This window comes from Pseudomonas sp. EA_65y_Pfl1_P113 (assembly GCF_963970525.1).
GTDB lineage: Bacteria > Pseudomonadota > Gammaproteobacteria > Pseudomonadales > Pseudomonadaceae > Aquipseudomonas > Aquipseudomonas tritici.
The window spans coordinates 1-454 of the sequence record NZ_CAXAQM010000563.1; the positions used below are offsets into that span (position 1 = coordinate 1).

The following is a 454-nucleotide window of genomic DNA, read 5'->3' on the forward strand; positions in this document are numbered from 1 at the left end:
TGGAGCCGGATTTACGGCGCCGAATACGGCAAGAAAAAGCCGTACCGGTGATGGATAGACTGCATGCCTGGATGATCGCCCAGCGTGATCTTGTGCCCGAAGGTTCGGCCATCAGCAGAGCACTCGATTACAGCCTCAAACGCTGGGCAGCGCTGTCGCGCTACCTCAATGACGGGGCCGTACCCATTGATAATAATTGGGCGGAGAACCAGATCCGACCATGGGCCCTTGGACGCAAGAACTGGCTCTTCGCCGGATCGCTACGCAGCGGAAAAAGGGCGGCGGCGATCATGAGCTTGATCCAGTCTGCGCGGCTGAATGGTCATGACCCGTACGCCTATCTAAAGGATGTTCTCACGCGCCTGCCGACGCAGCGGGCGAGTGAAATCGAGCAGCTGCTTCCGCATAAGTGGCAGCCGGTTTAATCACGCAAGACGTGATGCCCGGACGCATA

General features: G+C 58.4%; 1 protein-coding gene. It reads left to right on the forward strand.

The window, feature by feature from the left end:
- Positions 1-425 (forward strand): transposase (locus AACY52_RS31090; protein ID WP_339561508.1); only part of this gene is annotated, 425 nt, incomplete at its 5' end.
- Positions 426-454 lie beyond the last annotated feature (29 nt).